The sequence below is a fragment of the Streptacidiphilus sp. EB129 genome (assembly GCF_041262645.1).
GTDB lineage: Bacteria > Actinomycetota > Actinomycetes > Streptomycetales > Streptomycetaceae > Streptacidiphilus.
In genome coordinates, this window is sequence record NZ_JBGCCS010000009.1 from 28,015 (window position 1) to 49,870 (window position 21,856).

Here is a 21,856-nt window from a genome sequence, read left to right on the forward strand (position 1 = left end):
CGGCCGCCCCCCCCCCCCCCCCCCCGGGCCCGCCCGGGGGGGGGCCCGGGCCCCCGGGGCCCCCCCCCGGCCGCCGGTCCGTCAGAACAGAACCGTCCCGCAAGGAGGCACCAGCACCGTGAGCATCGCCGACCGCGCCGCAGCCGCGTACCGGGTGGCACAGGAGCACCGGGTCCACGAGTCGTACCGGCTCGACACCGACGTCGACATCGCCCGCGTCATCGGACAGTTGGCGGCCCTGCTCGGCGTCGATCCGCAGCTGGTGCGGCCGGACCGCACCCGGCCCCGCCGTTCGCTGCCGCTGGAACCGCTGACCCTGCGCGTCGCCGACCCGGACGACCCAAGGCGCGGTTACACCTTCACCTACCTGGACCCGCTCTACGACGACGAGTCCTTCTTCCTGCTCGGGCCCTGCCCGAGCTGCGGCGCGCCGGTACCGCTCGCCGAGATCCGCACCCTGGCCGAGCTGGGCGCCTTCCTGGCCACCGGCCCGGACCTGCTTCCGGACGGCGGTGGCACCCCGCCCGACAGCTACCCCGACGCCTTCGACCAGCACCCCGCTCACCAGGTGGCCTGCCCGTACCAGGAGTCGCGGCGTGTCGGGCTGATGCGGCGTGGTCGCTGCGCGGAGGCCCTGGACCTCGACGACGCGCGTCCGCCGATCCTCCAGCCCGGGCGCGGCGGCCGCAGGCAGCCGGTGACCGAGCGGGTCGAGATACCGCTGGACCAGCGGTTCCCGTGGATCACCGGACCGGCCCTGATGGTGCTCCCGGCCCGGGCCTGACCGCCCGGCGTCGATAATGCCGGTGTGCACAACGACGACCCCACCGTGAATGATCCCTACGTTCTGGTCCTGCCCGATCGCGACGCCGCCGAGGCGGTCGCGGAGCAGCTCGCCGAGCGGCATCCTGGCCTGCCCGAACCCGAGCTGCACCGGGAGGCGCTGGCCGGGGAGGACGACGCCGAGGACGCGCAGTGGCTGGTCGTCCTGCACGACCCGCTGCCGGACGGGCTCAGCGGGGCCGTGCTCGACGCCCTCGCCGCCGAGCACGAGGGCTGGCTGGAATAGCGGCCGCACCACGCCTGGTGGGGCGGGCCGCACCACGCCTGCGGGGACGGACTGTCGGTGTCGGCCGATAGGCTGGCGGGCGATGGCCAGGAAACCCAGTGACGACCTGCTCTCCCCGCTGACGATCGTGGTCGGCCAGGAGGAGCTGCTGCTCGACCGCGTGGTCGCGCAGACCACCGCCGCCGCCCGGCAGGCGGATCCGGACGCCGACGTGCGGGACCTGCAGCCGGGCACACTGCAGCCGGGCATGCTCAGCGAGCTGACCAGCCCGTCGCTGTTCTCGGAGCGCAAGGTCATCGTGGTCCGCGCCGCCCAGGACCTCGCCGCCGACGTCGTCAAGGACGTCAAGGCGTACCTGGACGACCCGGCCCCCGAGGTGATCCTGGTACTGGTCCACGCCGGTGGCGCCAAGGGCAAGGGCCTGCTGGACGCGGCGCGGAAGAACGGCGCCCGTGAGGTCGTCTGCCCCAAGCTCACCAAGCCGGCCGAGAAGCTGGCCTTCGTCAAGGCCGAGTTCCGGGTCACCGGCCGCTCGGCGACCGAGGACGCCTGCCGGGCGCTGCTCGACGCCGTCGGCAGCGACCTGCGCGAGCTCGCCTCCGCCTGCAGCCAGCTCGCCGCCGACACCGAGGGCACCATCGACGAGACCGTCGTCGCCCGCTACTACACCGGCCGCGCCGAGTCCTCCGGATTCCAGGTCGCGGACCTGGCGGTGACCGGCCGCACCGCCGAGGCCCTGGGCCAGCTGCGCTGGGCGCTGGCGGTGGGGGAGAAGCCGACCGGGATCGTCTTCGCGCTCGCCTCGGGGGTGCGCGCGATCGGACGGGTGGCCACCGCCGACCGTGGCATGCGCCCTGGAGACCTGGCCCGCGAGCTCGGCATGCCGCCGTGGAAGATCGACCGGGTGCGGCAGCAGCTGCGCGGCTGGAGCGGGGACGGTGTCGCCGCCGCGCTGACGGCCATCGCCGAGGCCGACGCCGCTGTCAAGGGCGGCTCGGGCGACCCCGCGTACGCGCTGGAGCAGTGCGTGGTCGCGGTCGCCCGCGCCGCCCGCTCCCAACGCTGAGCACCGAGCACTCAGCACTCAGCACCGAGCACCCAGCACCCCGGTCGGGTGCTCCGCCGACAGGGTCCGGAAAACGACGAGACCCCCGACCGGTGAGGTCGGGGGTCTGCGCGAGGCTTTTCGCCGTATGAGCACCACTGCGGCCGAGGAACTACGGTCCGGAGACCGCAGGCGTGGCGAACGCAGGCCGCTGTGGCGCGTGATCCTGCACGGAGCCCGGGTAGAGGGCCGGGCGTGGTCCGTGCGGGGGCCGGATCGGTGCGGTTGAGAGGGACCGCTTATCCGCTCCGGCGGTGTGCATCAAGGCCGTGCACATCCAGGCGTCGGAACGACGCAGGGATGCGCGCAGGACAGAGAGGAAGGTCAGCCCTGGAGACCGGCAGCGCGAGCGGAGAGCGCCGACTTCTTGTTGGCGGCCTGGTTCTTGTGGATGACACCCTTGCTGACGGCCTTGTCGAGCTTCTTGGTGGCCTCGCGGGTCAGCGCGGTGGCCTTCTCGACGTCGCCCGCCTCCATGGCCTCACGGGCCTTGCGGACCGCGGTCTTCAGCGCGGACTTGACAGCCTTGTTGCGCTGACGAGCCTTCTCGTTGGTCTTGATGCGCTTGATCTGGGACTTGATGTTCGCCACGAAAGAGCCTCAGTCTGATTGGTTGGAACAGAATGTCGTGCCCGCCGCACCGCCGGCCCGAGGGCATGCGGTATCGCAGACACGGTGACCCAGGCTACCAGGGCTGATTCGCCCGGCCCAATCGACGGCGCCGTCGGGCCGCGGACGGGCCGGCGCGACGAACGGCGGCGATCCCGCCGCGGTCACGTCCCGGCGCCGACACACCGAGCCGCCACCGGGGCGCCATCGTGTCGCCACCAGGGCACCCGGCGGAGCGCATGAGCGGCGAGGCCCCTGCTCGTGGGACGATAGGCGGAACAACCCGCACACGCGCTGTCGCGCGGGCGTGCGTGGAGTCCCGCTCCAGCCACTCGACACCTTTGGACCCTGAGTGCCCGCCTCTCCCGTCAACGTTCCGCAGCCCAGCCGCACCGACCCGGCGCTGATCCGCAACTTCTGCATCATCGCCCACATCGACCACGGCAAGTCCACGCTCGCCGACCGGATGCTGCAGATCACCGGCGTGGTCGACCCCAGGCAGATGCGCGCGCAGTACCTCGACCGGATGGACATCGAGCGCGAGCGCGGCATCACCATCAAGTCGCAGGCGGTGCGCCTGCCCTGGGCCCCGCTCACGGGCGAGAACCAGGGCACGACGCACATCCTCAACATGATCGACACGCCGGGGCACGTCGACTTCACCTATGAGGTCTCCCGCTCGCTGGCGGCCTGCGAGGGCACGCTCCTGGTGGTGGACGCGGCCCAGGGCATCGAGGCGCAGACCCTGGCCAACCTCTACCTGGCGCTGGAGAACGACCTCACCATCATCCCGGTGCTGAACAAGATCGACCTTCCGGCCGCCCAGCCGGAGAAGTACTCCGAGGAGCTCGCCCGCATCATCGGCTGCGAGCCGGAGGACGTGCTGCTGGCCAGTGCCAAGAGCGGTCTCGGTGTCGAGGCGATCCTGGACGAGGTGGTCAAGCGGGTGCCCGCCCCGGTCGGGGTCAAGAACGCGCCCGCCCGCGCGATGATCTTCGACTCGGTCTACGACACCTACCGCGGCGTGGTCACCTACGTCCGAGTGGTCGACGGTGAGCTGACCAAGCGCGAGCGGATCGCGATGATGTCCACCGGCGCCACCCACGAGCTGCTGGAGATCGGTGTCATCTCCCCGGAGCCCAAGGTCGCCGACGGCCTGGGTGTCGGCGAGGTCGGCTACATCATCACCGGGGTGAAGGACGTCCGGCAGTCCAAGGTCGGTGACACCATCACCTCGATGCACAAGGGTGCGACCGAGGCGCTGGGCGGCTACAAGGACCCGCGTCCGATGGTGTTCTCCGGTCTCTACCCGCTGGACGGCTCCGACTACCCGCTGCTCCGCGACGCCCTGGACAAGCTGCGCCTCAACGACGCCGCCCTGGTCTACGAGCCGGAGACCTCGGTCGCGCTGGGCTTCGGCTACCGCTGCGGCTTCCTCGGGCTGCTGCACCTGGAGATCATCCGCGAGCGGCTGGAGCGCGAGTTCAACCTCGACCTGATCTCCACCGCCCCCAACGTGGTCTACCGCGTGGTGATGGAGGACGGCAGCGAGATCACCGTCACCAACCCCAGTGAGTTCCCCGGCGGCAAGATCACCGAGGTGAACGAGCCGGTCGTGCGCGGCACCATCCTCGCCCCCAACGAGTTCGTCGGCGCGATCATGGAGCTGTGCCAGGCCCGGCGCGGCAACCTGCAGGGGATGGACTACCTCTCCGAGGACCGGGTCGAGCTGCGCTACACCCTGCCGCTCGCGGAGATCGTCTTCGACTTCTTCGACAACCTGAAGTCCAAGACCCGTGGCTACGGCTCCTTCGACTACGAGCCCATCGGCGAGCAGGCCGCCGACCTGGTGAAGGTCGACATCCTGCTGCACGGTGACGCGGTGGACGCCTTCTCCGCCGTGGTCCACAAGGACAAGGCCTACAACTACGGCGTGATGATGGCCGGGAAGCTGCAGAAGCTGATCCCGCGCCAGCAGTTCGAGGTGCCGATCCAGGCCGCCATCGGCTCGCGCGTCATCGCCCGTGAGACGGTCCGCGCGATCCGCAAGGACGTGCTGGCCAAGTGCTACGGCGGTGACATCTCCCGTAAGCGGAAGCTGCTGGAGAAGCAGAAGGAGGGCAAGAAGCGGATGAAGATGGTCGGCCGCGTGGAGGTCCCGCAGGAGGCCTTCATCGCCGCGCTGTCCACCGACGCCGACGCCCCGTCCGAGAAGAAGAAGTAGGACTGCGGCGCGAGCGCGGTACCGACAGGGCGCCCTCCGGACCACCGGAGGGCGCCCTGTCGACATCGGGCGAGGTCGGGCGAGGTCAGGCGGGCGACCAGTTCGGGTCGCGGCCGGACAGGGCCAGCGCCCGGTCGAACATGGTGCTGTCCGCTGGCACCGGCAGCGCCTCGGCGAAGCCCTGGTACTGCCGGTACATCTCCGCGTACTCCTCGACCAGGCCGAGCGTCGCCGCGTCGACCGCACCCGGCACCCGGAACTCCTGTCCGGTGGCCACGGCCAGCTCCCAGCCGTGCAGCACCAGTTCCAGCAGGATCATCCCGGCCACCGCGGCGGCGGGCATCGACGAGCCGCCCATGTCCACCTCGCGTTCCCACACGGACGGCTCCGACCAGGCCACCAGCGCCTGGTCCAGGTGCTTCACATAGTCCTCGGCCCAGTCGGGGGCGGACGCGAAGTCGCGCTTCTGCAGTTCCTCGGACGCGGACTCGCCGCTTGCCCGCAGCTCGAAGTTGTACGAGGTCCACAGCACCAGATGGTTGACGAGGGTACTGACGTCCCACTCGGTGTCGGGGGTGGGACTGGACAACTGCTCGGCGGTGACCCCGCGCGCGACCCGGGAGACCTCGTCGGCGGCAGCGGCCAGCTGGGGAAGAAGATTGGTCATGCGGCCACGCTAAGCCCGCCCCGCTCCGCTGTCTTGAAGAAACGCGACAGCTTACAATCGGGCCCATGACCAGCGCGGAATCCCCCCGCGGTGTGCTGCACCCACAGGGGGCGGCCGGACGCTTCCAGCTCGACACGGTCCAGCCGTCGGCGGCGCTCGCCCCGTTCGTGGCGTACCACTGGCGCGTCCGCTGGGATCTGCGCGGACAGCCGCCGTACGAGCAGAAGGTGCTTGCGCACCCCAATGTGCACCTCGTCTTCGAGGAGCCCCGCCCCGCCGTCTACGGAGTGGACCGGGGGTTGTTCGTCCGCCGGCTGGAGGGCTGCGGCCAGGTGCTGGGGGTGAAGTTCCACCCAGGTGGCTTCCACCCGTTCTGGGGACGGCCGGTGCAGGAACTGGCCGACCGGGTGCTGCCCGCGACCGAGGTCTTCGACCCCGGCTCAGAACACGCCGGCCCGGAGGATGCCCGGCTGCTCGGGGTCGAGGAGACGGGGCGTCAGATCCTGGCCCTGGACGACTCCGCCGCGATGGCGGCGCTGGCCGAGGAGTTCCTGCTGGCCCGGCTGCCCCTGCCGGATACCCGGCCGGATCATCAGGCCGTGGAGGTCGCCGCGATGGTGGCGCTGGCCACCGGCGACCACACCCTGGTGCGGGTGGAGCAGCTCGCCGAGCGCTGCGGGGTGTCGGTACGGACCCTGCAGCGGCTGTTCGCCGAGTACGTGGGCGCGGGCCCCAAGTGGGTGCTGCGCCGGGCCCGGCTGCAGGAGGCCGCACAGCGCGCGGACGCGCGGGGCGGCGCCGTTGACTGGGTGGTGCTGGCCACCGACCTCGGCTACTCCGACCAGGCGCACCTGAGCCGCGACTTCACCGCCGTGGTCGGACTCCCGCCGACCCGCTACGCGAACTCCTGACATGCCGACAGTCGACACGAACCTTTGAACGATTGCGGTAATCTCCCGACGCCCCACCTGTCACACGAGGAAGCCGGGTCGTCCCATGCAGCAGTACCCACCGCCGCTCTCCGATCCGCGCGTCTTCGCGAGCACGGGTCTGGACCGCCTTGGCGCGGTGCCACTGCGTGCCGTCGACCCGCGGCAGGTCGGACCGTTCCGGATCATCGCCCTGCTCGGCGGTGGCGGGATGGGCCGGATCTACCTCGGCCGCGACGCCGCCGGTGCCCCCGGCCTGGCCGCGGTCAAGGTGATCCGCCCGGAGTACGCCGACGACGCGCAGTTCCGGCTGCGCTTCGAGCGCGAGGCGGCGGCCCTGGCCCGGGTGAGCGGGGAGCAGGCGGCGGTGCTGCTCGGCACCGGCTTCGACGGCGATCTGCTCTGGATGGCCACCGACTACATACCCGGCCTCAACCTCTCCGACGCGGTCAGGACCCACGGCCCGCTGGACGCCGCCGCGACCTGGCGCCTCGCCGCCGACCTCGGCCAGGCGGTGGGCGCGATGGAGCGGGTCGGGGTGGTGCACCGCGATGTGAAGCCGTCGAACGTGATCCTCGGCGCGGACGGCTCCCGGGTGATCGACTTCGGCATCTCCCAGGCCGCCGACACCAGCGCCATCACCACCACCGGACAGCAGGTCGGGACGCCCGCCTACATGTCGCCGGAACAGGTCAGGGGGCTGCCGGTGGCCATCTCCTCGGACGTCTTCGCGCTCGGTTCGGTCCTGGCCTACGCGCTCACCGGGAACGCCCCCTTCGGCGACGGGACCAGCGTCGACGTGCTGCACCGGGTGGCGTTCGAGCCGCCCAAGGAGGAGGTGCTGGCCCGGGTCGCCGGGATCGACGCCGACCTGGCCCTGCTCATCGCCGCCTGCCTGGACAAGGACGCGGAGCAGCGGCCGACCCCCGCCGAGGTGGTCGGGGCGGCGATGCCCCGCCAGGTGGCGGCGCCCTGGTCCGAGACGCTCAGCGGCGAGATCATGAGCCGGGTTCAGGTCGCGCTGTCCGTCCAGCAGTTGCCGCTGGGGGTGCAGGCCGGCCCGGATCCCGTCCAGCACACCGTGCTGCTCGGTGGTGCGGGCCCGAAGCCGGTCGGAGCGGGCTACCCGGCCCCGACCGAGACCGCCACGCCGCTGCCGGCCCCACTGCCGACCCCCACCCCGGGCTCGCCCTCCGGCTCCGGCTCCTACCGGACGCTGCCGACGGTGGCGCAGTTGCCCGGGGTCGGCATGGGCGTGGGCGTACCGATGCCGCCCGCCGCCGGTGTCCCGCTGCCCGGTCCGGCCGGGCGCCCGCAGCGGCGGCGCAACGCCTGGCTGATCGGCGGCGCGGTCGCCGCGGTGGCGGCCATCGCCACGGTCACGGTGCTGCTGGCCGGCTCGTCCCCGCAGCGGACGGTGACCGCCGGCAGCAGCCCGGGCGACGGAACCGCCTCGGCGGCCGGGCAGGGCGGCGGATTCGGCGGTTCACTCGGACCCTCCGCCTCAGCTTCGGCCTCCACCGGCAGCTCGGCGTCCGCGAGCGGCAGTCCCAGCGCGAGCGCGTCCGCGAGCAGCGTCGCCCCCGGCGCTCAGCCGAGCGGTAAGGCGGGCGCTCCGCAGCCGGGCGCCCCCGGCAGGACGGGTGCTCCGGGCGGCGCTCCCGCGTCCACCCCGGCCGGCGGCCCGGCCGCGCCGCCGCCGACCCCCAGGCCGACCCCCAGCCCGGCCGGTCCGCCCGCCTGGGACCAGGCCTGCCAGTACTACTCGGGCAACACGGAGACCGACTACGGGCAGAACAACAGCCGGGTGGTCGAGCTGCAGTGCCTGCTCACCCATCGCGGCTACAGCGTCGGCGCCTCCGGGGTGGACGGCCAGTTCGGCCCGGACACCCGGACCGCCGTCGAGCAGTTCCAGACCGCCAAGGGGCTGCAGGTCGACGGCCAGGTCGGCGTCAACACCTGGGCCGCCCTCCGCAGCGCCAACTAGGCAGCCCGAAGCGGCCCGAAGCAGCCGGAAACAGTCTGAAGCAGCCGGAAGCGGAAGGAAGCACGGACCGGGTACGCGAACGGCCCCGCACCACCTCGGTGCGGGGCCGTTCGCGCGGCCGGTGTCGCGCTTCGGGGCGGGGTTCGGCCGCCCCGGCGGGTCAGTCGACCTCGGCGACCGCCTGGGCGAACTGGGCCTCGTAGAGCCGGGCGTAGGCGCCCGACGCGGCGAGCAGCTCGCTGTGCGTGCCCTGCTCCACGATCGCGCCGTTCTCCATCACCAGGATGGTGTCGGCGTCGCGGATGGTCGACAGCCGGTGTGCGATGACGAACGCGGTGCGGCCGCTGCGCAGGGTGGCCATGGCGCGCTGGATCAGCACCTCGGTGCGGGTGTCGACCGAGCTGGTGGCCTCGTCCAGGACCAGGATGGACGGCTCCGCCAGGAACGCCCGGGCGATGGTGATCAGCTGCTTCTCGCCGGCGCTGACCCCGGTGCCCTCGTCGTCGATGACGGTGTCGTACCCGTCCGGCAGGGTGCGCACGAAGCGGTCGACGTGTGCGGCCCTCGCCGCCGCGACGACCTCCTCGCGGGTGGCCCCCTCCCGCCCGTAGGCGATGTTCTCGGCGATGGTGCCGCCGAAGAGCCAGGTGTCCTGCAGCACCATGCCGATGCCGGCCCGCAGTTCCTCGCGGGACATCCGGGCCACGTCCACCCCGTCCAGGGTGATCCGGCCGCCGGTGACCTCGTAGAACCGCATCAGCAGGTTCACCAGGGTGGTCTTGCCCGCGCCGGTGGGGCCGACGATGGCGACGGTGTGGCCGGGCTCGGCGGTCAGCGAGAGGTCCTCGATCAGCGGCTTGTCCACGTCGTAGCGGAACGCCACGTGCTCGAAGACGACCTCGCCGCGCAGGATCTCGGGGCGCAGCGGCTCGACCGGGTCGGGCTCCTGCTCCGGCGCGTCCAGCAGCTCGAAGACCCGCTCGGCCGAGGCCACCCCGGACTGCATCAGGTTGGCCATGCTGGCGACCTGGGTCAGCGGCTGGCTGAACTGCCGCGAGTACTGGATGAACGCCTGCACGTCACCGATGGACAGCGCGCCGGAGGCCACCCGCAGACCACCGACCACCGCCACCAGCACGTAGTTGATGTTGCCGATGAACATCATGCAGGGCTGGATCAGGCCGGAGATGAACTGCGCCTTGAAGCTGGAGGCGTAGAGCTTCTCGTTCTGCTCGCGGAACAGCTCCGCCGACTCCTCCTGCCGGCCGAAGACCTTGACCAGCGCGTGCCCGCTGTACATCTCCTCGATGTGGGCGTTCAGCTTGCCGGTGGTCTTCCACTGGGCGACGAACTGCGGCTGCGCCCGCTTGCCGACCTTGGCGGCGACGATCGCCGACGCCGGGATGCTGATCAGCGCGATCAGGGCGAGCATCCAGGAGATGTAGAACATCATCGTCAGCACGCCGACGATGGTCAGCAGCGAGGCGACGACCTGGCTGAAGGTCTGCTGCAGGGTCTGGCCGATGTTGTCGATGTCGTTGGTGACCCGGCTCAGCACCTCGCCGCGCGGCTGCTGGTCGAAGTAGCTCAGCGGCAGCCGGCCGATCTTCTCCTCGACGTCGGTCCGCAGCCGCTTCACGGCGCGGTTCAGCGCGCGGTTGGCGGTGCGGGCCTGGACGATGCCGCAGAGGCCGGAGAAGACGTAGATCGCCAGCACCCAGAGCAGCACCGTGCCGACGGCGTGGAAGTCGATGCCGTGGCCGGGGGTGATGTGCATCGAGGCGAGCAGGTCGGCCTGCTTGGTCTCGCCCTTGGCCCGCAGCGCGGCGACCGCCTGGGCCTGGCTGACCCCGGACGGCACGTGCCGTCCGAAGACTCCGGACAGGATCAGGTCGGTGGCGTGGCCGAGGATCTTGGGGCCGATCACCGACAGGGTGACGCTGACTGCGGCCAGCGCCAGCACCGCGGCCATCAGGGCGCGTTCGGGGCGCAGCAGGCCGAGGACGCGCTTGCCCGAGGCCTTGAAGTTCAGGGACTTCTCGGTGGGCTGACCGCCCATCATCCGGGCCGGGCCGAGGGCCGGCGCCGGTCCGCGCCTGGGCGCGGCGACGGGCTTCTCGGCCGTGGGCTCCTGGGAGTTGCTCATGCCGCCTCCTCCTCGGTGAGCTGGGAGAGGACGATCTCTCGGTAGGTGTCGTTGCTGTCCATCAACTCGTGGTGGGTGCCGGTGCCGACCACGTGGCCCTCGTCCAGGACGATGATCCGGTCGGCGTCGCGGATGGTGCTGACCCGCTGGGCCACGATGACCACGGTGGCGTCGGCGGTCTCCTGGGACAGCGCCGCGCGCAGTCGCGCGTCGGTGGCGTAGTCCAGGGCGGAGAAGGAGTCGTCGAAGAGGTAGATCTCCGGACGGCGGACCAGCAGCCGGGCGATGGCCAGCCGCTGGCGCTGCCCGCCGGAGACGTTGGTGCCGCCCTGGGCGATCGGCGCGTCCAGCCCCTCGGGCAGCGCCGAGACGAAGTCCCTGGCCTGCGCGGTCTCCAGCGCGGCCCACAGTTCCTCGTCGGTGGCGTCCGGGTTGCCGTAGCGGAGGTTGCTGGCGACGGTGCCGGTGAACAGGTAGGGCTTCTGCGGGACCAGGCCGACGGTCTTCGCGAGCAGTGCCGGGTCGAGGTCGCGGACGTCGACGCCGTCGACCAGCACGCTGCCGTCGGTGGCGTCGGAGAGCCGGGGGATCAGCGTGAGCAGGGTGGTCTTGCCGCTGCCGGTGCTGCCGATGATGGCGGTGGTCTCGCCCGGACGGGCGCTCAGGCTGACGTTGCGCAGCACCGCGGACTCGGCGCCCGGGTAGCGGAACTCGGCGTCGCGCAGCTCCAGGAACCCGCTCCGGCGCAGCTCGCGGACCGGGGCCAGCGGCGGGAGCACGGTGGTCTCGGTGTCCAGCACCTCCTGGATGCGCTCGGCGCAGACCTCGGCGCGGGGCACCATCATGAACATGAAGGTGGCCATCATCACCGACATCAGGATCTGCATCAGGTAGCTGAGGAACGCGGTGAGCGCGCCGATCTGCATCCCGCCGCTGTCGATCCGGTGCGCGCCGAACCACATCACGGCGACGCTGGAGATGTTCACCACCATCATCACCAGCGGGAACATCAGCGCCATCAGCTTGCCGACGCGGACCGCGGTGTCGGTCAGCTGCTCGTTGGCGGTGTCGAAGCGGCGGCGCTCGTGGGTGTCCTTGACGAACGCGCGGATCACCCGCAGGCCGGTGATCTGCTCGCGCAGCACCCGGTTGACCGTGTCGATGCGCTCCTGCATCGAGCGGAACAGCGGCCGCATCCGGCTGACGATCAGTCCGATCACGATGCCGAGCACCGGCACGATGGCGACCAGCAGGGTGGACAGCGGCACGTCCTGCCGCAGCGCCATGATGATGCCGCCGACGCACATGATCGGCGCCGAGATCATCATGGTGAACGTCATCAGCACCAGCATCTGGACCTGCTGGACGTCGTTGGTGCTGCGGGTGATCAGTGAGGGGGCGCCGAACTGGCCGACCTCGCGGGCCGAGAAGGACTGCACCCGGGCGAAGACCGAGGCACGCATGTCGCGGCCGAGCGCCATCGCGGTGCGCGCACCGAAGTAGACCGCGCCGATGGCGCACACCACCTGCGCCAGCGTCACCGCCAGCATGATCCCGCCGGTCTGCAGGATGTAGGTGGTGTCACCCTTGATGACGCCGTTGTCGATGATGTCGGCGTTCAGGGTGGGCAGGTAGAGGGTGGCGATGGTCTGGATCAGCTGCAGCAGCACCAGAACCGAGATCGGTCTGGTGTACGGGCCCAGGTGGGCTCGCAGGAGTCGGATCAGCACGCGAATCTCTCAGGATCTCGGGCGGTGGGCAGTGGGCGGAGGAGGAACGGGCTTCTGCGTCGGTGCTTCTGAGTCGGAGCCGGCGGCGTCGGTGCGTCTTGATTGGAGCATGCGGCTCTGACAGGTGGCGGCGATGCATCTGCGTACACCGTACCCGGTTTTCCTGGCCGGGGACGGCTGATCGATCCGGATGGCCATCGTAAGTTCCTTACTTGCCGACCGGCAAGTGAATTGCGGGCGACAGTTACCCCTTACGCCGAGGCCGCTGAGGTCCTACTCTGTCGTTGCCTGCTAGTTACTCGTGAGTTAACAACCGTCTCGGCCCGCCAGCTGGGCCCCGGAGGTAGCCGTGAGCCCGTCCCCTGACCTTCCGGTCCCCACCTCGCTGATCGACAGCCGCCCGGACTCCGTGGCACAGCTGTTCCTGTCGCGGGTACGTCAGACGCCCGAGCGCGAGGCGTACCGCTACCCCGTCCCCGTGGACGAGCACGCGGCCGACGGCGCGCCCGGCGCCGAGCAGTGGCGTTCGCTCACCTGGGGTCAGGCCGCGGAGCGGGTCAACAGCATCGCCGGCGGTCTGATGGCCCTGGGTATCAGGCCCGAGGAGCGGGTCGCCATCTCCTGCTCCACCCGCATCGAGTGGATCCTCGCCGACCTCGGCATCATGTGCGCGGGTGCGGCCGTCACCGCCGTCTACCCCAGCACCAACGCCGAGGAGACCGCCTACATCCTGTCCGACTCCGGCAGCCGCGCGGTCGTGGCCGAGGACGGCAAGCAGCTCGACAAGATCCTCGGGGTCAGTGCCGAACTCGCCGAGCTCAAGCACATCATCACCATCGACGGCAGCCTGCCGGAGCAGCCGGTCGAGGGCGTCGAGGTGCTCTCCCTGGCCGACCTCGAGGAGCGCGGCGCCGCGTACCTCAAGGAGCACCCGGACGCGGTCACCGCCGCGGTCGCCGCGATCGACCGCGAGCAGCTGGCCACCCTGATCTACACCTCCGGCACCACCGGACGGCCCAAGGGCGTGCGGCTGGTCCACGACTGCTGGTCCTACCAGGCCGCCGCGCAGGCCAGCACCGGCCTGCTCAACGCCGAGGACGTGCAGTACCTGTGGCTGCCGCTGTCCCACGTCTTCGGCAAGACCCTCACCTCCGGCCACATCCAGCTGGGCTCGGTCACCGCGGTGGACGGCCGGGTCGACCGGATCATCCACAACCTCCCGGTGGTCCGCCCCACCTACATGGCCTCCGCGCCGCGGGTGTTCGAGAAGGTCTACAACGGCATCGCCGGCAAGGCCAGGGCCGAGGGCGGCGCCAAGTACAAGATCTTCCTGTGGGCCGCCAAGGTCGCCCGCGACTGGGCCCGCACCGGCCAGGAGACGCTGATCGCCACCGGCACCCGGCAGATCCCGTTCGGCCTGCAGCTCCAGCACAGCATCGCCGACAAGCTGGTCTACGCGAAGATCCGCGCGGCCTTCGGCGGCCGGCTGCGCGCCTGCGTCTCCGGCAGCGCCGCCCTGGCCCCCGAGATCGGCTTCTTCTTCGCCGGCGCGGGCGTGCACATCCTGGAGGGCTACGGCCTGACCGAGACCAGCGCCGGATCCACCGTCAACCCCGGCGAGAACTACCGGGTCGGCACCGTGGGCACCCCGCTGCCCGGCACCGAGGTCAGGATCGGCGAGGACGGCGAGATCCTGCTGCGCGGCCCCGGCGTGATGCGCGGCTACCACAACCAGCCCGAGAAGACCGCCGAGGTGCTGGAGAGCGACGGCTGGTTCCACACCGGCGACATCGGCGAGGTCGACAAGGACGGCTTCGTCCGGATCACCGACCGCAAGAAGGACATGTTCAAGACCTCCGGCGGCAAGTACGTCGCCCCCAGCGAGGTCGAGGGCCGGTTCAAGGCGGTCTGCCCGTTCGTCAGCAACATCCTGGTGATCGGCAACGGCCGCAACTTCTGCACCGCGCTGATCACCCTGGACGAGCCCGCGATCATGCAGTGGGCGGACACCCACGGCCAGCAGGGCCGCAGCTACGCCGAGGTCTGCTCCTCCGCCGAGGTGCACACCCTGATCGACGGCTTCGTCCGTCGGCTCAACGGCGACCTGCAGCGCTGGCAGACCATCAAGAAGTTCACCGTCCTGCCCCGGGACCTGGACATCGAGCACGGTGAGCTCACCCCCAGCCTCAAGGTCAAGCGCCCGGTGGTGGAGCGGGAGAACGCCGAAGCGATCGAGGCCATGTACGCGGGCACCATCGAGGCCTGACCGGGGTGTGACGGGAGTGTGACCGGGGCGTCCGGCCGATACCGGACAATGGGTGCATGCCCTCCGCACTCCCCGACGGCGAAGCCGTCCCCCTCGACGGAGCCCTGCCCGAGCACGCCACCCGCGAGCTCGGGCAGCGGCCCTTCGGCTTCTACGTCCACGTCCCGTACTGCGCCACCCGCTGCGGGTACTGCGACTTCAACACCTACACCGCGACCGAGCTGCGCTCCTCCGGCGCGGTGGCCTCCCAGGACACCTACGCGGACAACCTGGTCGCCGAGATCCGGCAGGCCCGCCGGATCCTCGGGGACGCCGAGCTGCCGGTGCGGACGGTCTTCCTCGGCGGCGGCACCCCCACCCTGCTGCCGGCCGGCGACCTGGTCCGGATGCTGGCGGCGATCCGGGACGAGTTCGGCCTGGCGCCGGACGCCGAGGTGACCACCGAGGCCAACCCGGAGTCGGTCGACCCCGCGTACCTGGCGGAGCTGCGCGAGGGCGGCTTCAACCGGCTCAGCTTCGGCATGCAGAGCGTCCGGCCGCACGTGCTGGAGCTGCTGGACCGCAGGCACACCCCCGGCCGTCCGCAGGCCTGCGTCGCGGAGGCGCGCGCGGCCGGCTTCGAGCACGTCAACCTGGACCTGATCTACGGCACGCCGGGGGAGAGCGACGACGACTGGCGCGCCTCGCTGGAGGCGGCGCTGTCGGCCGAGCCGGACCACGTCTCGGCGTACGCGCTGATCGTCGAGGAGGGAACGAAGCTCGCGGCCCGGATCCGCCGCGGCGAGATCCCGATGACCGACGACGACGTCCACGCCGACCGCTACCTGATCGCCGAGGAACTGCTCAGCGCGGCCGGCCTGCACTGGTACGAGGTCTCCAACTGGGCGACCACCCCGGAGGCCCGCTGCCGCCACAACGAGCTGTACTGGACCGGCGCGGACTGGTGGGGCGCGGGTCCCGGCGCGCACAGCCACGTCGGCGGAGTGCGCTGGTGGAACGTCAAGCACCCGGCGGCGTACGCCCAGGCGCTGGCGGAGGACCGCACCCCCGCCCACGGCCGTGAGCGCCTCTCCGCCGAGGACCGCCGCGTCGAGCGCATCCTGCTGGAGCTGCGGCTGTCCGACGGCGTCCCCCTCGACCTCCTGCACCAGCCCGGCCGCATAGGCGCTGACCGCGCCCTCGCGGGCGGGCTCCTGGCGGCGCAGCCGTACGAGGCGGGCCGCGCGGTGCTGACCCTGCGGGGCAGGCTTCTGGCCGACGCCGTAGTCCGAGACCTGGTCGATTAGGCACACGAGCAACAACAGGGGCGCGGGGAACTGCGCTGCCAACCGTGCACCTCCGTAAAGGGCTGGCAGCGCAGTTCCCCGCGCCCCTCAGGTGGTTGCCTGTGCTGTTACGAAGTCGATCAACTCTTCGACTCTTCCGAGGAGTGCCGGGTCGAGGTCGCGGTAGGAGTTCACCGAGGCGAGGATCCGCTTCCACGCCGCCGGCGGATCCACCGGCCAGCCCAGCCGGCGGCAGACCCCCTCCTTCCAGACCTCACCCCGCGGCACCTCCGGCCAGGCCGCGATGCCGACCGAGGAGGCCTTCACCGCCGCCCAGACGTCGATGTAGGGATGCCCCACCACCAGCACGTCGGCACCGCTCACCTGCGCGGCGATCCGCGACTCCTTGGTGCCGGGCACCAGGTGGTCCACCAGGACCCCCAGCCGCCGTCCCGGTTCCGGAGCGAAGTCGGCGACGATCGCGGGCAGATCGTCGATCCCCTCCAGGTACTCCACCACCACGCCCTCGATCCGCAGGTCGTCGCCCCAGACCCGCTCCACCAGCTCGGCGTCGTGGCGGCCCTCGACGTAGATCCGGCTTGGCAGCGCCACCCGTGCCCGCACCCCCCGCACCGCCACCGACCCCGACGCGGTGCGCGCCGGTGCGACGGGTGCGGCGGCGGTGGGCCGGACCAGGGTCACCGGCTTGCCGTCCACCAGGAAGCCGCGCGGCGTCAGCGGGAAGACCCGGAGCCTGCCGTGCCGGTCCTCCAGGGTGACCGTGAACCCCTCCGCGGTCTTCTCGCAGCGCAGCACCGCGCCGCAGAACCCGGTGGTGACCTCCTCCACCACCAGGTCCCGCTCCGCGGGCAACTCCGGGACGGGCGCCGAGCGCTTCCACGGCGGTGTCAGGTCGTAGCTGCGCGGGGCGTTCGGCGGGGTCACAGGCCGGGCGCTCCCCAGACCGGGAACCACCGGGTCAGGTCCTGCTCGATCCGCAGGTCGTCGCCCAGCATCGCCTTGATCTGCAGCTCCAGCGCGTTGTCGCGCCGCTCGCCGCCCCCCTGCTGCGGGGAGAAGGGGTAGAAGGAGCCGCGCTTGTAGAGGTAGACCAGCGCCAGCGAGCGGTTCCGGCTGTCGGTGAAGTTCACCAGCGAGCACAGCAGCTGCGGGCCGAAGCCGGTGCTCTCCAGCGCGGTGTTGATCGCGTGCACGTCGTTGACCAGCGACACGATGTCGTCCGCGCTGTGACGCGAGGTCAGCCAGGTGTAGCCGTAGGAGTCGCGGGTGCTCTCCACCGGTACGCCGCCGCGCTCGGTGTCCGCGTCCAGCAGGGCCTGCACGTCCTGCTGGACCTGCGCGAAGGCGCCCCCCTCGGCGGCGGCGAAGCACACCGAACCGATGCCGGTGGGCTTGAAGTCGGCCGCCGCCTCCAGGGTGATCGCCGCGGACGGCAGGCCGAAGAGCTGGTCGAGATTGGGCTTGACGGGCTTGGTGCGGCCGAGCAGGGCGTCCAGGAAGCCCATGGGTGCTGCTCCTAGGGGAGTGGGGGAGGGAACGGTGTCCGCTATCCGCGGCCGAGTTCGGCGGAGATCTTGCCCAGCTGCTCCAGCCGCTGCTCCAGCGACGGGTGGGTGGAGAACGCCTGGCTGGCCATCTCCCGGGCCGAGATGGCCGGGGCGAAGTAGAAGGCGTTGAACGGCTGCGCGCGGCGCAGGTCCTGGGTGGGGATCGCCGCCATCTGGCCGGTGACCTTGGTCAGCGCCGAGGCCAGCGCCGAGGGGCGGCCGGTCAGCAGCGCCGCCGAGCGGTCCGCGGACAGCTCGCGGTAGCGCGAGAGCAGCCGGGTCAGCAGGAAGCTGATGGCGTAGACGACCGCGCTGACCGCGATCACCACCAGCATCACCATGCCGCTGTTGTCGTCCCGGTCGTCGCGGCGGTCGAAGCCGCCGAACATGCCGAACTGCAGGCCGACCCGGGTGATGATGCCGGCCAGCACGCCGAGGAAGCCGGCGATGGTCATCACCGCGACGTCCTTGTGCGCCACGTGCGAGAGCTCGTGCGCCAGCACGCCCTCCAGCTCCTCCGGCTCCAGCCGGCGCAGCAGTCCGGTGGTGACACACACCACAGCGTTCTTCTCATTGCGGCCGGTCGCGAAGGCGTTGGGCACGTCGCTCTGCGAGACCGCGACCCGCGGCTTCTGCATGTCGGCCAGCGCGCACAGCCGGTCGACGGTTCCGTGCAGCTCCGGGTACTCCTGCGCGGTGACCTCCTTGGCGCCCATGCTGAACGCGGCGATCTTGTCGCTGAACCAGAACTGGGCGATGAACAGCCCGCCGGCGACGACCGCGATGATCGGCCAGGCCCCCTTCAGCACCACCAGCAGCACGCCGACGAACACCACGTACAGCAGGCCGATGAAGAACATCGTCAGCAGCATCCGGCTCGTCAGTCCGCGGTCCGGAGCGAAACGTGTCCTGGCCATGGCCTCTCCTCGGTACTGCGCCGCTACGTGGCGGCGCTATCAGCTCATTCTGCCCTGTCGGGCCTACCCAGTGGTACGTACGGGACGGCCCAGCCGTTCCTGTGGCGCACCCCTGCGCCTTACACTGGCCGGACAGCTCCTGGCACTCGTTCGTCCAGAGTGCCAGAACGGCCCAGCGGACCGGTCAGCACAGGTCGCCGGCCACGACTCGGCAGAGGAGGTGCGTGCCCCGTGCATGAAGATCGCAAGCTCGACGATCGCAAGCTGGCGGTCCTGCGCGCCATCGTCCAGGACTATGTCGGCACCGAGGAGCCGGTCGGTTCCAAGGCGCTGGTGGAACGCCACAGCCTCGGCGTGTCCCCGGCGACGGTGCGCAACGACATGGCCACGCTTGAGGACGAGGGCTACATCCACCAGCCGCACACCAGCGCGGGCCGGGTGCCGACCGACAAGGGCTACCGGCTCTTCGTGGACCGGCTGACCGAGGTCAAGCCGCTGTCCGGGGCCGAGCGCCGGGCGATCGGCAGCTTCCTGGACCACGCGGTGGACCTCGACGACGTGGTGGCCCGTACGGTGCGGCTGCTGGCGCAGCTCACCCGCCAGGTCGCGGTGGTCCAGTACCCCTCGCTGTCCCGCTCCACGGTGCGGCACGTCGAGCTGGTCGCACTGAGCCCGAGCCGGGTGATGCTGGTGCTGATCACCGACACCGGCCGGGTCGAGCAGCGGCTGATCGACTGCCCGACGGTGGTCGGCGAGACCTTCCTCACGGACCTGCGCACCCGTTTGAACGGCGGGGCCGCAGGGCAGCGTTTCGCCGAGGTGCCGACGCTGCTCCAGGATCTTCCCGAGACCTTCGAGCGCGAGGACCGGGGCGCCGTCACGGCCGTCCTCACCTCGCTGTTCGAGGCGCTGGCGGAGCAGACCGAGGAGCGGATCGTGATCGGCGGCTCGGCCAACCTGACCCGCTTCCCGCACGACTTCCCGCTCACCATCGCCCCGGTCCTGGAGGCGCTGGAGGAGCAGGTGGTCCTGCTGAAGCTGCTCGGCGAGACCGCGGACGCGGGCATGATGGTGAGGATCGGGCACGAGAACGCCTACGAGGGGCTGAATTCCACGTCGGTCGTGTCGGTGGGCTACGGTTCGGGCGACGAGACAGTCGCCAAACTGGGCGTGGTCGGACCGACGAGAATGGACTACCCGGGCACCATGGGCGCCGTCCGGGCGGTGGCACGATACGTCGGTCAGATCCTGGCCGCGTCCTAACAGCCTTCTCAGCACCCTGAGCTCGCTGGACAAACTGGCGCGAACGAAAACAAGCGGAGCATTTTGGTGGCCACGGACTACTACGCGGTACTCGGCGTCAGGCGTGACGCGGGGCAGGACGAGATCAAGAAGGCATTCCGCCGACTCGCGCGCGAACTGCACCCGGACGTCAACCCCGACCCGAAGACCCAGGAGCGGTTCAAGGAGATCAACGCCGCCTACGAGGTCCTCTCGGACCCGAGCAAGCGGCAGATCTACGACCTGGGTGGCGACCCGCTCTCCGCCAACGGCGGCGGCGCGGGCCAGGGCGGTTTCGGCGCGGGCGCGGGATTCGGCTTCAGCGACATCATGGACGCGTTCTTCGGCGCGTCCGGGGGCCAGCGGGGACCGCGTTCGCGGACCCGGCGCGGCCAGGACGCGATGATCCGCATCGACATCGACCTGCAGGAAGCCGCGTTCGGCACCACCAAGGACATCCAGGTCGACACCGCCGTCGTCTGCACCACCTGCAACGGCGAGGGCGCGGCCCCCGGCACCTCCCCGCAGACCTGTGACATGTGTCGCGGCCGCGGCGAGGTGTCCCAGGTCACCCGGTCGTTCCTGGGCCAGGTGATGACCTCCCGTCCGTGCCCGCAGTGCCAGGGCTTCGGCACCGTCGTGCCCACCCCCTGCCCCGAGTGCGCCGGCGACGGCCGGGTCCGCGCCCGCCGCACGCTGACGGTGAAGATCCCGGCCGGCGTCGACGACGGCAACCGGATCCAGCTGGCCGGCGAGGGCGAGGTCGGCCCCGGCGGCGGCCCGGCCGGTGACCTCTACGTCGAGATCAGCGAGAACGCCCACTCCACCTTCCAGCGCCGTGGCGACGACCTGCACTGCACGGTGACGCTGCCGATGACCGCGGCGGCGCTGGGCACCAAGGTCCCGCTGGAGACGCTGGACGGGATGGTGGAGATCGACGTCCGCCCCGGCACCCAGTCCGGCCAGTCGGTGCCGCTGCACGGGCGCGGCGTCACGCATCTGCGCGGCGGCGGACGCGGCGACCTGATAGTGCATGTCGAGGTCCAGACCCCGGGCAAGCTCGACGCGGAGCAGGAGGACCTGCTGCGGCGGCTCGCCAAGCTCCGTGGCGAAGAACGCCCTTCGGGCACGTTCGCTCCGGGGCAGCAGGGGCTCTTCTCGCGTCTGAAGGATGCGTTCAACGGGCGTTAGTAACCACAGGGGCGCGGGGCTCTGCTTGATCAACCGCGCGCGCTGCCAGCCCTCTACGTAGGTGCGTGGTTGGCAGCGCAGTTCCTCGCGCCCCCAGGTAGTAACAGGAACAGGTACGTCGTGACTGCACCCGTGTTTGTTGTGGAGACCGCGCAGCTCGCGCCCGTGGGGGCGGTCGTCGCGCTGGGCGGGGCCGAGGGGCGGCACGCCGTTGCGGTCAAGCGGCTGACCGTGGGGGAGACCGTCGTACTGACGGACGGTGCGGGGGCCGGGGTGTCCGGGCCGGTCGTCGGCGTCGTCGGCAAGGACGTGCTGGAGGTCCGTGTCGCCGAACTCCTCGCCGAGCCCGAGCCGGAGCTCCGCCTCGTCGTGGTCCAGGCACTGCCCAAGGGCGACCGGGGCGAGCTCGCGGTGGAGCTGATGACCGAGGTCGGCGTGGACGAGGTGGTGCCGTGGGCGGCCTCGCGCTGCGTCACCCAGTGGCGCGGCGACCGGGGCCTGAAGGCGCTGGGCAAGTGGCGGGCCACCGCCCGCGAGGCGGGCAAGCAGTCGCGCCGGCTGCGCTTCCCGGTGGTCCGCGGGGCGATGAGCACGCGTCAGGTGGGCGAACTGCTGGCCGGGGCCGCCCTGGGCGCGGTGCTGCACGAGGAGGGGTTCTCGCAGCCGCTGGCCACCGCCGCGCTGCCGGAGCGGGGCGAGCTGGTGCTGGTGGTCGGCCCGGAGGGCGGGGTCTCGCCGGACGAGCTGGCCCGTTTCGCGGAGGCCGGGGCGGCCCCGTACCGGTTGGGGTCCTCGGTGCTGCGTACCTCCACGGCCGGGGTCGCGGCGGGTGCGCTGCTGCTCGGGCGCAGCGGGCGCTGGAACTGATCGTCCAGCTTCGGAAACCGCTGTCGCACTGTCAG

The 21,856-nt window shown here is 71.3% G+C and carries 18 protein-coding genes; 11 read left to right on the plus strand and 7 right to left on the minus strand.

Going from position 1 to position 21,856, the window contains the following annotated elements:
- Positions 1–118: 118 nt before the first annotated feature.
- From ABH925_RS13695 to holA, 3 genes are all read left to right on the plus strand, one after another.
- Positions 119–784 carry a hypothetical protein gene (locus tag ABH925_RS13695; RefSeq protein WP_370147760.1) on the plus strand — a complete coding sequence of 222 codons (666 nt, stop codon included), beginning with the start codon at positions 119–121 and terminating at the stop codon, positions 782–784.
- 24 nt (positions 785–808) lie between these two features.
- Positions 809–1,069 (plus strand): hypothetical protein, encoded by a 261-nt coding sequence (locus tag ABH925_RS13700; RefSeq protein WP_370147761.1) that lies wholly within the window; start codon positions 809–811, stop codon positions 1,067–1,069.
- Positions 1,070–1,151: 82 nt separating this feature from the next.
- The gene (holA, locus tag ABH925_RS13705) at positions 1,152–2,135 is read left to right on the plus strand and encodes a DNA polymerase III subunit delta (RefSeq protein ID WP_370147762.1); all 984 of its coding nucleotides are present in this window, start codon (positions 1,152–1,154) and stop codon (positions 2,133–2,135) included.
- Between the two features lie 363 nt (positions 2,136–2,498).
- Here the strand turns inward: holA and rpsT are convergent, their stop codons facing one another.
- Positions 2,499–2,765, minus strand: a complete 267-nt coding sequence (gene rpsT / locus ABH925_RS13710; RefSeq protein WP_370147763.1) for a 30S ribosomal protein S20 — start codon at positions 2,763–2,765, stop codon at positions 2,499–2,501.
- Between the two features lie 370 nt (positions 2,766–3,135).
- Between rpsT and lepA the strand changes: the two genes are divergently transcribed.
- Positions 3,136–5,007 carry a translation elongation factor 4 gene (gene lepA / locus ABH925_RS13715; protein WP_370147764.1) on the plus strand — a complete coding sequence of 624 codons (1,872 nt, stop codon included), beginning with the start codon at positions 3,136–3,138 and terminating at the stop codon, positions 5,005–5,007.
- 85 nt (positions 5,008–5,092) lie between these two features.
- Here the strand turns inward: lepA and ABH925_RS13720 are convergent, their stop codons facing one another.
- Entirely contained in the window at positions 5,093–5,674 is a 582-nt protein-coding gene (locus ABH925_RS13720; protein WP_370147765.1) for a TIGR03086 family metal-binding protein, read from the minus strand.
- A 65-nt stretch (positions 5,675–5,739) separates the two neighbouring features.
- On the opposite strand from ABH925_RS13720, the gene ABH925_RS13725 reads away from it, so the two are divergent.
- Both ABH925_RS13725 and ABH925_RS13730 read left to right on the plus strand, forming a co-directional pair.
- Positions 5,740–6,585, plus strand: coding sequence for a DUF6597 domain-containing transcriptional factor (locus tag ABH925_RS13725; RefSeq protein WP_370147766.1), 846 nt, complete (start codon positions 5,740–5,742; stop codon positions 6,583–6,585).
- 85 nt (positions 6,586–6,670) lie between these two features.
- Complete coding sequence (locus ABH925_RS13730) at positions 6,671–8,590, plus strand: protein kinase (RefSeq protein WP_370147768.1); 1,920 nt, start codon at positions 6,671–6,673, stop codon at positions 8,588–8,590.
- A gap of 160 nt (positions 8,591–8,750) precedes the next feature.
- Here the strand turns inward: ABH925_RS13730 and ABH925_RS13735 are convergent, their stop codons facing one another.
- Positions 8,751–10,736, minus strand: coding sequence for an ABC transporter ATP-binding protein (locus tag ABH925_RS13735; RefSeq protein ID WP_370147769.1), 1,986 nt, complete (start codon positions 10,734–10,736; stop codon positions 8,751–8,753).
- Complete coding sequence (locus ABH925_RS13740) at positions 10,733–12,466, minus strand: ABC transporter ATP-binding protein (RefSeq protein ID WP_370147770.1); 1,734 nt, start codon at positions 12,464–12,466, stop codon at positions 10,733–10,735. The genes ABH925_RS13735 and ABH925_RS13740 overlap by 4 nt, the downstream gene beginning before the upstream one ends.
- A 349-nt stretch (positions 12,467–12,815) precedes the next feature.
- On the opposite strand from ABH925_RS13740, the gene ABH925_RS13745 reads away from it, so the two are divergent.
- Both ABH925_RS13745 and hemW read left to right on the plus strand, forming a co-directional pair.
- Complete coding sequence (locus ABH925_RS13745) at positions 12,816–14,732, plus strand: long-chain fatty acid--CoA ligase (protein ID WP_370147771.1); 1,917 nt, start codon at positions 12,816–12,818, stop codon at positions 14,730–14,732.
- A gap of 56 nt (positions 14,733–14,788) precedes the next feature.
- Positions 14,789–16,018, plus strand: a complete 1,230-nt coding sequence (gene hemW, locus ABH925_RS13750; RefSeq protein ID WP_370147772.1) for a radical SAM family heme chaperone HemW — start codon at positions 14,789–14,791, stop codon at positions 16,016–16,018.
- An 87-nt stretch (positions 16,019–16,105) separates the two neighbouring features.
- Here hemW and ABH925_RS13755 read toward each other — a convergent pair whose 3' ends face one another.
- The 3 genes from ABH925_RS13755 to htpX are packed head-to-tail and all read right to left on the minus strand — an operon-like array spanning position 16,106 to position 18,482.
- Complete coding sequence (locus ABH925_RS13755; protein ID WP_370147773.1) at positions 16,106–16,942, minus strand: DUF3097 domain-containing protein; 837 nt, start codon at positions 16,940–16,942, stop codon at positions 16,106–16,108.
- Positions 16,939–17,523 carry a hypothetical protein gene (locus ABH925_RS13760; RefSeq protein ID WP_370147774.1) on the minus strand — a complete coding sequence of 195 codons (585 nt, stop codon included), beginning with the start codon at positions 17,521–17,523 and terminating at the stop codon, positions 16,939–16,941. The genes ABH925_RS13755 and ABH925_RS13760 overlap by 4 nt, the downstream gene beginning before the upstream one ends.
- 41 nt (positions 17,524–17,564) lie before the next feature.
- The gene (gene htpX / locus ABH925_RS13765) at positions 17,565–18,482 is read right to left on the minus strand and encodes a zinc metalloprotease HtpX (RefSeq protein WP_370147775.1); all 918 of its coding nucleotides are present in this window, start codon (positions 18,480–18,482) and stop codon (positions 17,565–17,567) included.
- Between the two features lie 231 nt (positions 18,483–18,713).
- Between htpX and hrcA the strand changes: the two genes are divergently transcribed.
- The 3 genes from hrcA to ABH925_RS13780 all read left to right on the plus strand — a co-directional run bounded on the left by hrcA (position 18,714) and on the right by ABH925_RS13780 (position 21,821).
- A complete protein-coding gene (gene hrcA, locus ABH925_RS13770; protein WP_370147776.1) occupies positions 18,714–19,745 on the plus strand; it encodes a heat-inducible transcriptional repressor HrcA in 1,032 nt (343 codons plus the stop codon).
- 66 nt (positions 19,746–19,811) lie between these two features.
- Positions 19,812–20,954 (plus strand): molecular chaperone DnaJ, encoded by a 1,143-nt coding sequence (dnaJ, locus tag ABH925_RS13775; protein WP_370147778.1) that lies wholly within the window; start codon positions 19,812–19,814, stop codon positions 20,952–20,954.
- A gap of 120 nt (positions 20,955–21,074) precedes the next feature.
- Positions 21,075–21,821 (plus strand): 16S rRNA (uracil(1498)-N(3))-methyltransferase, encoded by a 747-nt coding sequence (locus tag ABH925_RS13780; protein WP_370147780.1) that lies wholly within the window; start codon positions 21,075–21,077, stop codon positions 21,819–21,821.
- The last annotated feature ends 35 nt before the right edge of the window (positions 21,822–21,856 follow it).